The sequence below is a fragment of the Brevibacterium zhoupengii genome, from assembly GCF_021117425.1.
In the GTDB taxonomy this organism is placed as follows: Bacteria; Actinomycetota; Actinomycetes; order Actinomycetales; family Brevibacteriaceae; genus Brevibacterium; species Brevibacterium zhoupengii.
The window spans coordinates 15,658-27,787 of record NZ_CP088298.1; the positions used below are offsets into that span (position 1 = coordinate 15,658).

Annotated in this window: 13 protein-coding genes and 1 tRNA gene; 5 read left to right on the top strand and 9 right to left on the bottom strand. The window is 62.9% G+C overall.

Annotated elements, in window-relative coordinates:
• Positions 1-65: 65 nt before the first annotated feature.
• Together LQ788_RS00065 and LQ788_RS00070 are read left to right on the top strand one after the other, a co-directional pair.
• Positions 66-647: a GNAT family N-acetyltransferase gene (locus tag LQ788_RS00065; RefSeq protein ID WP_231444044.1), complete on the top strand. Its 582-nt coding sequence runs from the start codon at positions 66-68 to the stop codon at positions 645-647.
• A gap of 71 nt (positions 648-718) precedes the next feature.
• A tRNA-Ala gene (locus tag LQ788_RS00070) sits at positions 719-791 on the top strand.
• Between the two features lie 100 nt (positions 792-891).
• Here LQ788_RS00070 and LQ788_RS00075 read toward each other — a convergent pair.
• Together LQ788_RS00075 and LQ788_RS00080 are read right to left on the bottom strand one after the other, a co-directional pair.
• Positions 892-2,265, bottom strand: coding sequence for an NAD-dependent succinate-semialdehyde dehydrogenase (locus LQ788_RS00075; RefSeq protein ID WP_231444046.1), 1,374 nt, complete (start codon positions 2,263-2,265; stop codon positions 892-894).
• Positions 2,266-2,383: 118 nt separating this feature from the next.
• Positions 2,384-3,742 (bottom strand): MFS transporter, encoded by a 1,359-nt coding sequence (locus tag LQ788_RS00080; protein WP_231444048.1) that lies wholly within the window; start codon positions 3,740-3,742, stop codon positions 2,384-2,386.
• Between the two features lie 77 nt (positions 3,743-3,819).
• Between LQ788_RS00080 and LQ788_RS00085 the strand changes: the two genes are divergently transcribed.
• Complete coding sequence (locus tag LQ788_RS00085; protein WP_231444050.1) at positions 3,820-4,314, top strand: winged helix-turn-helix transcriptional regulator; 495 nt, start codon at positions 3,820-3,822, stop codon at positions 4,312-4,314.
• Between the two features lie 9 nt (positions 4,315-4,323).
• The gene (locus tag LQ788_RS00090) at positions 4,324-4,923 is read left to right on the top strand and encodes a dihydrofolate reductase family protein (RefSeq protein WP_231444052.1); all 600 of its coding nucleotides are present in this window, start codon (positions 4,324-4,326) and stop codon (positions 4,921-4,923) included.
• A 34-nt stretch (positions 4,924-4,957) separates the two neighbouring features.
• Here the strand turns inward: LQ788_RS00090 and LQ788_RS00095 are convergent, their stop codons facing one another.
• A complete protein-coding gene (locus tag LQ788_RS00095; RefSeq protein ID WP_231444054.1) occupies positions 4,958-6,379 on the bottom strand; it encodes an aldehyde dehydrogenase family protein in 1,422 nt (473 codons plus the stop codon).
• 67 nt (positions 6,380-6,446) lie between these two features.
• Entirely contained in the window at positions 6,447-8,024 is a 1,578-nt protein-coding gene (locus LQ788_RS00100; protein WP_231444056.1) for a GMC family oxidoreductase, read from the bottom strand.
• A gap of 123 nt (positions 8,025-8,147) precedes the next feature.
• Between LQ788_RS00100 and LQ788_RS00105 the strand changes: the two genes are divergently transcribed.
• The gene (locus tag LQ788_RS00105) at positions 8,148-8,657 is read left to right on the top strand and encodes a GbsR/MarR family transcriptional regulator (protein ID WP_231444058.1); all 510 of its coding nucleotides are present in this window, start codon (positions 8,148-8,150) and stop codon (positions 8,655-8,657) included.
• Here LQ788_RS00105 and LQ788_RS00110 read toward each other — a convergent pair.
• From LQ788_RS00110 to LQ788_RS00130, 5 genes are all read right to left on the bottom strand, one after another.
• Entirely contained in the window at positions 8,640-9,887 is a 1,248-nt protein-coding gene (locus tag LQ788_RS00110) for a Cmx/CmrA family chloramphenicol efflux MFS transporter (RefSeq protein WP_231444060.1), read from the bottom strand. The genes LQ788_RS00105 and LQ788_RS00110 overlap by 18 nt on opposite strands.
• Entirely contained in the window at positions 9,884-10,558 is a 675-nt protein-coding gene (locus LQ788_RS00115) for a TetR/AcrR family transcriptional regulator (protein ID WP_231444062.1), read from the bottom strand. The genes LQ788_RS00110 and LQ788_RS00115 overlap by 4 nt, the downstream gene beginning before the upstream one ends.
• Before the next feature lie 93 nt (positions 10,559-10,651).
• Positions 10,652-11,008 carry a VOC family protein gene (locus LQ788_RS00120; protein ID WP_231444064.1) on the bottom strand — a complete coding sequence of 119 codons (357 nt, stop codon included), beginning with the start codon at positions 11,006-11,008 and terminating at the stop codon, positions 10,652-10,654.
• 57 nt (positions 11,009-11,065) lie between these two features.
• A complete protein-coding gene (locus LQ788_RS00125; RefSeq protein ID WP_231444066.1) occupies positions 11,066-11,584 on the bottom strand; it encodes a DinB family protein in 519 nt (172 codons plus the stop codon).
• 17 nt (positions 11,585-11,601) lie between these two features.
• Positions 11,602-11,976 (bottom strand): DUF488 domain-containing protein, encoded by a 375-nt coding sequence (locus LQ788_RS00130; protein ID WP_231444068.1) that lies wholly within the window; start codon positions 11,974-11,976, stop codon positions 11,602-11,604.
• Positions 11,977-12,130 lie beyond the last annotated feature (154 nt).

Genomic DNA, 12,130 nt, shown 5'->3' on the forward strand with positions numbered 1-12,130 from the left:
CGCTGTAGTCAGGGTGGGCGTGCGGGAGTAATGTGTCTGCCACAGTTCGGACTGAGGAAGGACTCATGGACACTCAGATCCTCCCCGCCACAGCAGAGCGCTTCGCTGACGTCGAGACGATGCTCGGGCCCAAGCGCGGCCCCGATGCCATCGCCTGCTGGTGTCTGACTTATCGGCTCGGCAGCAGAGCATCAGGCAAGCTCGATGCCGCCGCGAGGAAGGCTGCCGTTCACGATCTGTGCTCCCATTCGCCGTCACCGGGGATTCTTGCCTATCTCGAGGATGAGGTCGTCGGCTGGTCTTCGGTGGCTCCCCGCTCACAGGTTGCGGAACTGGCCGATGCTGCGACGTATCCGAGAGTCGATGATGTCGAACCGTGGTCGATCTTCTGTCTGCGCACCCGCGGAGGGAAGCGACGGCAAGGAATCGGGCAGCAGGTTCTGCGGGGAGCCATCGATTTCGCTTGGGACAACGGCGCCGAGGTGATCGAGGCATATCCCTTGGATACGACGGAGAAGACAGCGCCGATCTTCACCTACCCCGGGCTGCGTTCGATGTTCGAGAAGGAGGGTTTCACGAAGGTCGCGGACACCGAGTCCGTGATCGGCGGTGCCAGGCGTGTGGTGATGCGCTTGGAGTCCGCGTGAGCAGCGGATCCCTCACTCACCCCTGCGATTGCGCAGTCAGTGTATGAGCGGGTAATATCGGCCTGTACTCCGGGGGTATGGCGCAATTGGTAGCGCACCTGCTTTGCAAGCAGGGGGTTAGGGGTTCGAGTCCCCTTACCTCCACTCGAGAAGCTATTGAGACAGCACTCGTAAAAGAAGATCCCGCCGACAGCGATATGGACGCTGTCGGCGGGATCTTTGTTTCTCTATGCGTGTCTCAGGTTCAGGCGTGAACGCGGATGAGGTGTTCGTTGGTGAACGCCTGGAAGGCCCACTGGGCGTTCTCGCGGCCGTAGCCCGAGCGGTTGATGCCGCCGAACGGGTACTCCGGTCCCGACTCCATGTGTCCGTTGATGAGAGTCATTCCGGCGTTGATCTTGGCACCGAATTCCTCTCCCTTTTCGAGGTCATCGGTCCACACCGAGCTCATGAGACCGTATTCGGTGTCATTGGCCAGACGCAGAGCATCCTCTTCGTCCTTGGCCCGGTAGATCATGACTGCGGGTCCGAAGAGCTCATTGCAGCCGAGGTCCGACTTCGGGTCGATGTCGGAGATCACTGCAGGCGACATGAACCAACCCGGACGGTCGAGCTTCTTGCCGCCGGTGTGCAGAGTGGCACCATCGGAGACAGCCTTGTCGATCATGGCGACGACCTCATCGAGTGCGCCCTCGGAGGAGACCGGTCCCATGCCGACATCCGGGTCGTCGAAGGTCGAGACCTTCGTCGCCTCGGCGGCCTTGACGGCCTCGGCGAGGAACTCGTCGTAGAGATCATCGACGACGATCATGCGCTTCGGCGAGGTGCAGACCTGACCGGCGTTCGCCAGGCGCAGTCCGACGAGCTTCTGGGCCAGTGCCGGCACGTCCTTCGAGTCGAGGACGACGGCGGGGTCATTGCCGCCGAGTTCGAGGACGGCACGCTTGTAGTACTTGGCGGCGATTGAGGCCACGGAGGCACCGGCACCCTCGGACCCGGTGAGCGAGAAGCCCTTGACGCGGAAGTCCTTGAGGACCTCCTCGGCGTGGGAGCTGTCGAGGTAGATGTTCTGGTACACGCCCTTGGGCAGACCCGCCTCGGTGAGGAGATCTTCGAAGTACTGTGAGGACTTCGGGCAGATGGAGGCCTGCTTCATGATGATCGAGTTGCCGACCATGAGGTTGGGCAGCACGAAGCGAGCGATCTGGTTGTAGGGGAAGTTCCAGGGCATGATGCCCAGCAGCACGCCCAGCGGCTGGTGGCGCACGTAGCTGCTGGCCGCACCTGCGGCAGCCAGATGTGTGGGAGCCAGGTGGGTGGCGGCGTTGTCGGCCATCCAGCGGGCTGTGCGGGCGACCTTGTCGACCTCGCCGAGTCCCTGCTTCTTGATCTTGCCCATCTCACGGCCGATGATGTCGGTCATCTCGTCGGCATTGGCATCGACGAGGTCGGCGAACTTCCGCAGGATCGTCGCGCGCTCATGCAGCGGAGTCTCTTTCCACGACAGGTGGGCTTCGTGGGCGCGATCGATGTAACCGGGAATCTCTTCCTTGGGAACGGAGGCGAACTCCTCCTCGATCTCACCGGTATTGGCATTTGTCACTGCGAACTTGCTCATGAACGTCCTCTCGAGCATAGGAAACGGCGATACAGGGTCAACAAGAAGAATGACGTGCGCATTCCGCTGGGGCAAGTCGGTCTCACGCCTTGCCCACCGCTGATCCGAATCTCGGGCCTCAGTTCTCGGCGCGAGATGCGGAACTGGGGGCCGCCTCGGCGATGATGGTGGTCCGGGAAGAGGATTGCCTGCTGCGTTTCACGGCAAACGACAGCCCGGCAGCGACGAGGCACATGGCGGCACCGCCCCACCAGGCGTAGGTGTACTCACCGAAGGTGTCGCGGATGAGTCCGGCGCCCAAGGCCGCAGCTGCGGCACCGAGCTGATGTGCGGCGAAGACCCAGCCGAAGACGATCGTCCCCTGCTCGCCGAAGACCTCACGACACAGCGCCGAGGTGGGCGGAACCGTCGCCACCCAGTCGAGCCCGTAGATGACGATGAAGACCACCATCGACGGGTGCACGACATCGGAGAGCAGCCAGGGCAGGAGCAGAAGGCCGACGCCTCTGAACGTGTAGTAGGCCAGGAGGAGGATGCGGGGGTCGAACTTGTCGGTGAGCCAGCCGGAGAATACGGTGCCGAGGATGTCGAAGACGCCGACGACGGCGAGCAGGCCCGCAGCTGTTGTCGACGGCATTCCGTGGTCATGGGCAGACGGAATGAAGTGGATGCCGATGAGCCCGTTGGTCGTTGCCCCGCAGATGGCGAAGGCGATGGCCAGAGCCCAGAATGACCGGTGGCGTGCTGCGAAGAACAACCCGTGGATGGCACGTCGGGTGGCACCGCCGGTGAGCCGGTCGGCCGCAGCACGAGTCTCGAATGAGGACTCGGCGTCGGCCCCGTAGGGCAGCACTCCCCGATCCTCTGGGTAGTCGCGGATGACGAACCAGACGACCGGAACTGCCACGAGAGCCGCGGCGGCGATGAGCAGCGAAGCCGGTCGCCACCCGGTGGACTCGGCGATTGCGGCCACCGGAGGTAGGAAGATGAGCTGCCCGGTGGCCGACCCGGCCGTGAGCATCCCCATGACCAATCCGCGCCGGTGCACGAACCAACGATTGGCAATGGTTGCGGCGAAGACGAGGGCCATCGAACCGGTGCCGAGGCCGATGAGCAGACCCCAGAAGACGAGAAGCTGCCAGGACGCGGTCATGATCACGCTGCCGCCGGCGCCGGCGGCGACGAGAACAAGTGCCGCGGCCACGACATGGCGGATGCCGAAGCGGTCCATCAGTGCGGCTGCGAAGGGGGCGGTGAGACCGTAGAGCACGAGATTGATGCTCACTGCCAGCGACATCACGCTCGTCGACCACCCGAAGTCCTCGTGCAGCGGCACCATGAGCGCCCCCGGAGCCGCCCGGAATCCCGCCGCGGCGAGCAGGGCGAGGAAGGCGACGGCCGCCACCCACCAGGCCGGGTGAATGCGGCGGCGCTTGGAAACCTGTGGTCCGGTGGTGCCTCGAGGAGTGGTCGACATCGATCCCTCACACTTTCTTGAAAGAAGTTATGCTTGAAGAAGTATAGACAGACTTCGCTGAAGAAAGGAAAGGGCTCATGCCGTTGAGATCAGACTGGTCCGAGGCGCTGTGCCCCATCGGGAGATCGCTTGATGTGCTCGGCGACCCCTGGGTGCTGCTCATCGTTCGTGACGTCCTCCATGGACGCGGTCGCTTTGAGGCGCTGCGTGAGGGACTGCAGATCTCAGAAGCGGTGCTCAGCAGGCGTCTGCATGCGATGGTCGAGGCCGGTCTGCTCGAGCGGGTCGACTACCAGGACGGTGCACGCACCCGCCAGAAATACGCTGCCACCGAAGCCGCGGCCGATCTCCTGCCGATCCTCCAGCAGCTTGCGCTCTGGGGAGAGAAGCACACAGCGATGCCCGCTGCAGGCGGACATATGGCGATGATCCACGAAGTCTGCGGTGAGGAGACCACACACGGTGAAGTGTGCAGCTCGTGTGGTCAGACGCTCGTGGCCGAAGCGATGACCTGGGTGAAGCCGTGGAAGAACGTTCGCGTCACCCTCGGACCGGCGGGTTCGCTGGTTTAGACTGCGAAGATGCCCGTTCAACGAAGACTGAGCTATTTCGTGGCCTCCTCCCTCGACGGCTTCATCGCAGGACCCGATGGGAGCGATCCGAGTTCCTGGTGGCCCATGACCGATGACTACCTCGACTTCATCCGCACCGAATACCCCGAGACTCTGCCCGGTCCCGCCCGTCAGGCTTTGGGCGTCACCGACCCCGGTCATCACTTCGACACCGTGGTCGAGGGGCGTCGTTCCTTCGAAATCGGCCTGGCCGCTGGATTGCCGGATGCCTACCCTCATCTGCGCCACCTCGTGTTCTCATCGACCTTGGAGTCTCCCTCCGATTCAGACGTCGAAATCGTCAGCGGCGATCCGATCGAGCGGATCAGGCAGCTCAAGGACGAACCGGGCAAGGGCATCTGGCTTGTCGGTGGAGGCAGACTTGCTGCGAGCCTGCGATCGGAGATCGACGAAATGATCATCAAACTCGGGCCCGTGACCCTGGGCTCGGGAATTCCACTCTGGGGTCATGATGCGGGATTCAACCAAGAGGTCTGGTCTCGGACCGAGGCCACAAGCTACCCCGGTGGAATGACCCTGCTGCGCTTCGAACGCAACCTCAACGACTGAGAACGTCTGAGAGACGGTCGTCGGCTGAGCTGACTTAAGATCCGTCCGGGGCGATGTGCACCGTGAATGGTCGCGTAGCTGAGTCATAGGCAGCCGTCGTTCCGGTGGCTCCCATGCCGCTGGCTCGGGCCGGCTCATAGGTCCGCACGCCGCTACCGCCCTGCCACTGATTGACCCAAACGACACCGGCGGGGATGCTGGCAGCCAGATCGATGTGATCGGCATTGCGCGAGTACACCGTGGCAGCCAGTCCGAATGATGACTCTGACGCCCGTTCGAGCCCCTGAGCGAATGACGACACGACCGAGACCGGAGCGATAGGACCAAAGGTCTCCTCAGTCATGACCGACATCGAAGAGTCGACATCGGTGATGACAGTTGCTGGATAGAAGAACCCGTGACCATCGGGGACTTCACCTCCTGTTTGCACCGTGGCACCTTTCGCTACGGCATCGCTGACCTGGTGACCGACGATGTGCCGCTGTCTCTCGTCGACCAGGGGTCCCATCATCACATCCGGCTGCAGGCCATCGCCGAAGGCGTACGCTTCGGCAGCCTTGACCAGCTCGACGACGAATTCCTCAGAAATGGCCTGATGCACGAAGATGCGTTCCATTGATGTGCAGATCTGCCCCGTATTGACGAACGAGCCGAAGGCCACCGCCTCAGCGGTCGCCCGAACATCGACGTCTTCGTCGACGATGACCGGATCCTTTCCGCCAAGTTCGAGAACTGCACGGTGCAGTGCCTCTCCTGATGCGGCACCGACCTTCCGCCCGGCGGACACGGAACCGGTGAAGTGAACCAGGTCGATGTCATCGTGACCGACCAAGGGTTCACCGGCGTGGACGTCGCCGAGCACGAGGTTTAGGACGCCGTCGGGGAGGTCGAGCAGCTCGAACAGTCGCACTGTCGACAGCGGTGAGCGTTCGGAGGGCTTGATCACTACGGTGTTTCCGGCCGCAAGCAGGGGGCCGAGAGCACCTAAAACCATCGTGACGGGGAAGTTCCATGGTGTCACGACGGCGGCCACGCCCACCGGCTGGCGGATGATTCGAGTGCGACCTCCGTCGGGATCGTCGGCAGAGGTTTCGAATGCGTATGTCAGCGCTTCCCGTGCGGAGGCCTTCAGCCCTCCAACTCCGGCCGCGATGAAGTTGCGGCCGATGCCCACGGGTTTGCCCATCTCGCGGCATTCGAGTTCGGCCAGTTCGTCGTTGTGTTCCTCGATCCGATCCGCCCAGCGGATGATCCGGGCCACGCGGTCCTCGACCGTCAGTGCCCTCCACGCGGATTGGGCTGTCCGCGCCGAGATGACTGCCAGGTCGACGTCGGCTTCCGCCCCTTGCGGGAACTCGGCGACTGGCTCCTCGGTCGATGGATTTATCACCGTCAATCGGTTCGGGTCCTGGGAGTCGGTCCAGGTGCCGTCGATGTAGTTCTGCAGTGTCTTCACAATTGTCGCGTCTCCTCTGAAGATGGGAAATGGTCGGTGGCTGTGCCGGAGTCGGCCTGTGCCCTGGTCAGTTGATGCGGTCGGCCATCAGCTCGCCGACCATGATCGATGCCAGGTTCGTGTTGGCGCGGGGCACCGATGGGAAGATCGATGCGTCGACGATGTAGAGGTTCTCGGTCCCGTGCACTCGGCAGTCGGAATCGACGACGGTGGTTGGATCATCGGCTCGTCCCATACGGCAGGTGCTTGTTCCGTGCTGAGCATCGGCGACAGTAGCCAACAGGTGGGCATCCAGGGCGTCATCGTCATCCAAAACAGCGAAGAGCTCCTGATTGCAGTCCTTCACGGATCCGCCGAGGATGGCCTGCGTCGCGTCCTGGTCGAGCAGTTTCACTGCGGCTCGGATGCCGGCACGCAGCCGGGCACGGTCGCCAATCTCGGAGAGCATCCGTTCTGCGACTGCAGGTTGCGCGTGGGGGTCAGTCGAGGTCAGAGTGACCGTGCCGCGGGAGTCAGCCTGGTTGAGCCAGACCCCGAAGGCGCCGTATTCGGCACCTGTGTTCGCCGTCGCCATGGAGATCACGCTCTGGTTCATCGAGACGAACATCAGATCGTTGTATCTAACTATCTCGGTTCCCTCTTCGGGGCCGCTGGACCAGCGCACGCACACATTCGTGTGGCGATCGTCCGGTGACGAGATGCCCGAGGAGTCATTGAGCGGAAGGGTGATAGACGCCATCGCATGGTCCTGCAGACCCTGTCCCACAGGAAGGTCGGCGAGGACGTCGATGCCCAGAGACTCGAGCTGGTGGTGTGGGCCAATGCCAGATCGTAGGAGGATCGTCGGTGAGTGGATAACCCCGGCGCTGAGGACGACGGTGTCCGCGTACCGGGACTCGGAGTTCGTGCCGGTGAGTAGGCTGACACCGACCGCGCGTGAGTCCTGGAAGAGGACACGGTCGACGGTCGCTTCACCGAGGATTGTGAGAGTCGGCAGCCCTCGTGCGCCTTCGAGGTAGGCATCGTTGACGCTGACTCGGCGCGATTCATGAGAGTTGATGGGGTAGGGAGAGACTCCTGTCGCCTGCGGTGCGTTGACATCGGCGGCCCAGGGGTGGCCGGCGGCCAACGCTGAGTCGGCCAGTGCCGTGTCCACTGCGCCCCACCTGTTGCGCGGCGCGCGGTAGATGGGAGTGGGCCCGGAGTCGCCGTGAAATTCGGCGGCGCCGAAGTCTTCGTCGTTCTCGAGTTTTGAGAAGTAGGGCAGGACCTCCGCACCCGACCAGCCTTCGCACCCGGATGTCGACCATTCGTCGAAATCCTCCAGTGGCGGTCGGATCGCAATCTGCCCGTTGACCGATGAGCTTCCTCCTACGCCCTTTCCTCTCCAGTAGATTGCTTCGGGCTGAGTATCGGTGCGAGTTGCGTTGAGATCGGTCCACATCATTCCTGCTGTGGCGTCGGGCTCCATGATTGCGACTGCAGGGTTCGGTGATCTCCACGCTTCGTGCATCTCTGCTGAACGATAGTCACGCCCGGCTTCGATGAGGAGGACACGCTTGCCCTTCTCCGCCGATCGAACCGCGAATGCCGCCCCGGCGGAGCCGGCACCGATGACGATGATGTCCCAGTTGTCTTCTTTCACGTCACATCTTCCTTGAGAACGGGTAGCTTGGGAGTGGGTGGCGGACTATTCCGCTCTTCCAATACAATGACGTAGGTCACAACATTCAGTCAATAGTGAATGTTCATTGGAAAATGAATTGTTATGAAGGAGTTCGACGTGGCGGCGCTCGCAGACACAGACGATCGGGAAGCGAAGGCGTCGCTGATCGAGAGTTTCAGTCGTCGGATCGGCGAGGCCATGAACTGGCCCCCGATGGCAGGTCGTGCAGCGGGAGTTCTCATGCTCAGCGACTCACCGCTGAGTACGGCCCAGCTTCAAGATGCCCTCGATGCGAGCAAAGGCTCTGTCTCAGAGACCACGAGGCTGCTCATCGACAACGGCGTGATCGAACGGTTCAAGGAACCGGGACAGCGGCAATTCGTCTATCGCTGGAGGTCAGACGCGTGGATCGGGTGTCTTGGCCATCAGTATCGAGCAACGACTCAACTGCTCGATTTCGCAGAGTCGGTGCAGGATCAAGGTAGAACATTGCCATCTGTCCAGCGTCGGCGAGTCGAACAGATGGAAGAGTACTACCGCTTCATGACCAATCGGCTTCAGGAGCTGCTCAGGGAATACTCCGAATCGGCGACGTCAGGCGACAGCGTCTGAGGCCTCTTCGGGCGTTGCGACGCCGATACGAGTACTCCAGACCCGTTCGACCCGGATCGCAACTGCGACGACGACCAGGGAAGCTAGTGCGAGGACGATGGCAACAACGACCGGTGCCGTAAATCCCCAGCCCAAAGCGATGACCGCCGCACCCAACGCCGGTCCGATGGCATTGCCGACGTTGAACGCCGAGGTGTTCACGCTGGCTGCCAGGGTCGGTGCCTGGGTGGCGATCTGGAAGACGCGGGCATTGAGCGCCCCGGCGATGGAGAAGCCGCTGGCGCCGACGAGGACGATCATCACGATCGCCGCCCAGCCGTTTCCGGCCACGAGCCACAAGGCGAACAGGCTGATCGCCAGGGCAATGAGGCTGCCGACGATATTGCCGAAGATATTGCGATCGGCGAATCGCCCGCCCACGACGACGCCGATGAATGCGCCGATGCCGAAGGCGGCAAGGACTCCGGGCACAAGGTCGTGGGAGATCCCCGCCACCTGAGTGAGCAGGGGCGAGAAGTAGGAGAAGGCCGCAAAGACAGAAGCCTGGAAGAGTGCGGTGGTGGCCAGGGCCAACCAGATTCGTGGGCCTTTGAATGCTTGGATCTCGGCCTTGAAGAGAGTGGGCAGATGCTGACTCGACCCGCTGTTCTCGCCGGACGCGCTGCGAACAGTGAGCGCAATGAGGACGGCGGCGAGAGCCGTGACGATCGCGACGGCCCAAAATGTCGCTCGCCAACCGAACTGGGTGCCCACCCACGTGCCCACGGGCACACCGATAAGGTTTGCAACGGTCAGGCCACCGACGAGGCTGGCCAGGGCACGACCATGCACCTCGGCGGGGGCGATGCGGGTCGTGTGGACGGCGGCGACGGCCCAGAACCCGCCGCAGGCGATGGCCGCCAGGACACGGGTGACCATGAGGATCGAATAGTTCGGCGACAGAGCGGCCACAATGTGCAGTGCGGAGAAGGCCACGATCGAGATGATCATCGTCGCCTTCCGTGGCAGCTTGAGGGTCAGCAGCGCCATCGCCGGTGCCCCGACGATCATTCCCACGGCGAACCCGGTGATGAGCAGACCAGCCTGGGGGATGCTGACCTGCAGGTCAGCGCTGATGGGTTCGAGGATCCCGGCGATCATGAACTCGCTGGTGCCCAGGCAGAAGATCACCGCTGCCAGGAGGTAGACCTGGGCCGGGACACGGACTCTCGCGTGAGTCGAAGTCGTCACTGGGGGCTGCTTTCGGTTGAGACGGGAAGTCCGGGTGAGCGGGTGTCTGTGTGGGCCGCCGTGTGGTCGTGAAGTGCCGCAAGCCCCGCAGGAGTGCACAGCCCTTCGATGAACGCGGTCGCCTGCGCTTGGACGTTGTCGGCGGGCATAACCCGAGCGGCGACTCTCAATCCCGCGAGCACACTGTGGATGAGCTCCGCATGCACCCCTGCATCGAGATCGGAGCGAAGATGGCCCTCGACCTGGCCGCGTTCTAAGACGATGCTATAGGTCTCCAACCAGGCCTGACGATCGGGATCGAGGATCGTGCACACCGCGTCGACCTCACGTCCGAGTTCGGCCGCGGTATTGGCAGACAGGCACCCGATGCGCTGATCGTCCTCACACTGCTTGGCCAGTTCTCCGCCGAGGCGGTGCATGATGAGTGCTGGTGCCGGTGCTGTCCCTGTCTCCAGTTCCTCCCGGAGCGGGATTCCGGACGCGGTGTATTCGCGCAGTGCGCGCAGGAAGAGTGCATCGAGGCTGTCGAAGGTGTTGTAGAAGCTGGAGCGGCCGATGTTCGCGCGTTCGCACACGAGGCCGACGTCGGTGCCGGTGTAGCCATGCTCGCTGAAGACGGCGATCGCGGCGTTGATCACCGTCTGCTCGTCGAAGCTCTTCTTCCTGCCCATGGAACGAGAGTAGGTTATTTTGGACACTTCTGTCCAATACCGGCTGAGGACTGATCAGATCTTGGGTGGCGCCAGATCGTAGCTCGCGCCAAGTCATGGATCGTGGGGTGAGAGGACGCAGAACTCGTTGCCCTCCGGGTCGGCGAGGACCACCCAGGGCTCCTCACCGGTCTGGCCGACGTCGACGCGGACGGCGCCGAGACGCAGCAGTCGCTCCACCTCGGCGTCGCGATCCTGGGGTCGGAAGTCGAAGTGGAGCCGGTTCTTCACGGACTTCGTCTCATCGTCGCGTCCGAAGAGGATGCCCGGAAGTCTGTCCTTAGTCTCGCGGATCTCGAATTCGTCCGGATCATTGCCCACGACGACCCAATCGAGGGCGTCGGCCCACCACCGGCCGAGGACCTGCGGGTCGTGGGCATCAACGACGGTCTGCTCCCATTCCAGTGCCATGAGTCAACGATAGTTTTCGCGCGAGCACTTGTGAACAGGGCCGAGGTGCTCAGGGCTTCACGCGCTGACATCGTGGAGATGATGCCTGAGTTCGTGCAGTCCGTACCGGGTCAGTGAGGTGACCGTGAATTCGCGACCGTCGGCGCGGTAGCCGACCCGATCCCACTGGTCCCCGGAGACCTGAGACAGGTCGGCAGCGTAGGCCAGGGCTGCCGCTCGCAGGTCCGCGGCCACCTCGGCGGGGTCCTGGTTCCGGTAGTCGGATTCGATGGCGACAGCATCACCGTCGAAGTTCGGCAGGGTCGGTGACTCCTGCGTGACGATCAGGTGCGTGCGCTCGCGGAACAGGTCGAGGATGTCACGCACATGAGCGGCGTATTCGACGTCGGACCAGCGATCCGCTTGAGTACGCTCGCGCGCATTCGGCCTGGTCAGCACCTCGTCCCACGCCTTCGCCGAGGCTGTCGCGAAGTCAGGGACGCTCGTGACGTCCTCGTTTCCGGTGAACCCGCATTCGCGGCATCCGGCCTCGATCACATCTGCCCAATCGCGTGTGTCCGGTTTGATCTCGTTCATGGTCCGCCCTTGACCCCTCAGTTCGACTTCTTGCCGTCGAGCACGTGCTTGAGCACCGTCGCGTCACTGATGTCGTCGCGCTTCGAGGCCGTGATGAGGGTCAGTTTGCCCTTCTTCGCGTACTCCTTGAGCTGCTTGAACGCTTCGGCATGGTCATCGTCCTTGAGCTCATCACGGTAGCGCCGCGAGAACTCCTCGAACTTATCGGGGTCGTGGGAGTACCACTTGCGCAGGTCGCTGGAGGGGGCGAGCTCCTTGAGCCAGTCGTCGAGCTCGGCCTTGTCCTTGCTCACCCCGCGCGGCCACATCCGATCGACGAGGATCCGAGTGCCGTTGTTCTGAGCCGGGTCGTCATAGGCCCGCCGAACCTGAACCTGATGCTTCTGCGTCATGCTCGACCTCCATGCTGTCGTCCTGACCCCAGTGTAGGACAGACGAAGCGGGTGGCAAGGGGGACCGTTCGCGGTTGTCGAAAACGGCTGTTTCCCGTTGTCAGAGGGGGCGTATACTGACCAGCCAAGCACCATTGCGATGATGCTGTGCACC

What these genes read in the sequence shown, in the direction of transcription:
- LQ788_RS00090 (WP_231444052.1), top strand. Translation starts at nt 4,324, where the DNA reads ATGCCCGTTCAACGAAGACTGAGCTATTTCGTGGCCTCCTCCCTCGAC.
- LQ788_RS00075 (WP_231444046.1), bottom strand. Translation starts at nt 2,265, where the DNA reads ATGAGCAAGTTCGCAGTGACAAATGCCAATACCGGTGAGATCGAGGAG.
- LQ788_RS00080 (WP_231444048.1), bottom strand. Translation starts at nt 3,742, where the DNA reads ATGTCGACCACTCCTCGAGGCACCACCGGACCACAGGTTTCCAAGCGC.
- LQ788_RS00120 (WP_231444064.1), bottom strand. Translation starts at nt 11,008, where the DNA reads ATGGCACTGGAATGGGAGCAGACCGTCGTTGATGCCCACGACCCGCAG.
- LQ788_RS00085 (WP_231444050.1), top strand. Translation starts at nt 3,820, where the DNA reads ATGCCGTTGAGATCAGACTGGTCCGAGGCGCTGTGCCCCATCGGGAGA.
- LQ788_RS00130 (WP_231444068.1), bottom strand. Translation starts at nt 11,976, where the DNA reads ATGACGCAGAAGCATCAGGTTCAGGTTCGGCGGGCCTATGACGACCCG.
- LQ788_RS00065 (WP_231444044.1), top strand. Translation starts at nt 66, where the DNA reads ATGGACACTCAGATCCTCCCCGCCACAGCAGAGCGCTTCGCTGACGTC.
- LQ788_RS00125 (WP_231444066.1), bottom strand. Translation starts at nt 11,584, where the DNA reads ATGAACGAGATCAAACCGGACACACGCGATTGGGCAGATGTGATCGAG.
- LQ788_RS00105 (WP_231444058.1), top strand. Translation starts at nt 8,148, where the DNA reads ATGAAGGAGTTCGACGTGGCGGCGCTCGCAGACACAGACGATCGGGAA.
- LQ788_RS00115 (WP_231444062.1), bottom strand. Translation starts at nt 10,558, where the DNA reads ATGGGCAGGAAGAAGAGCTTCGACGAGCAGACGGTGATCAACGCCGCG.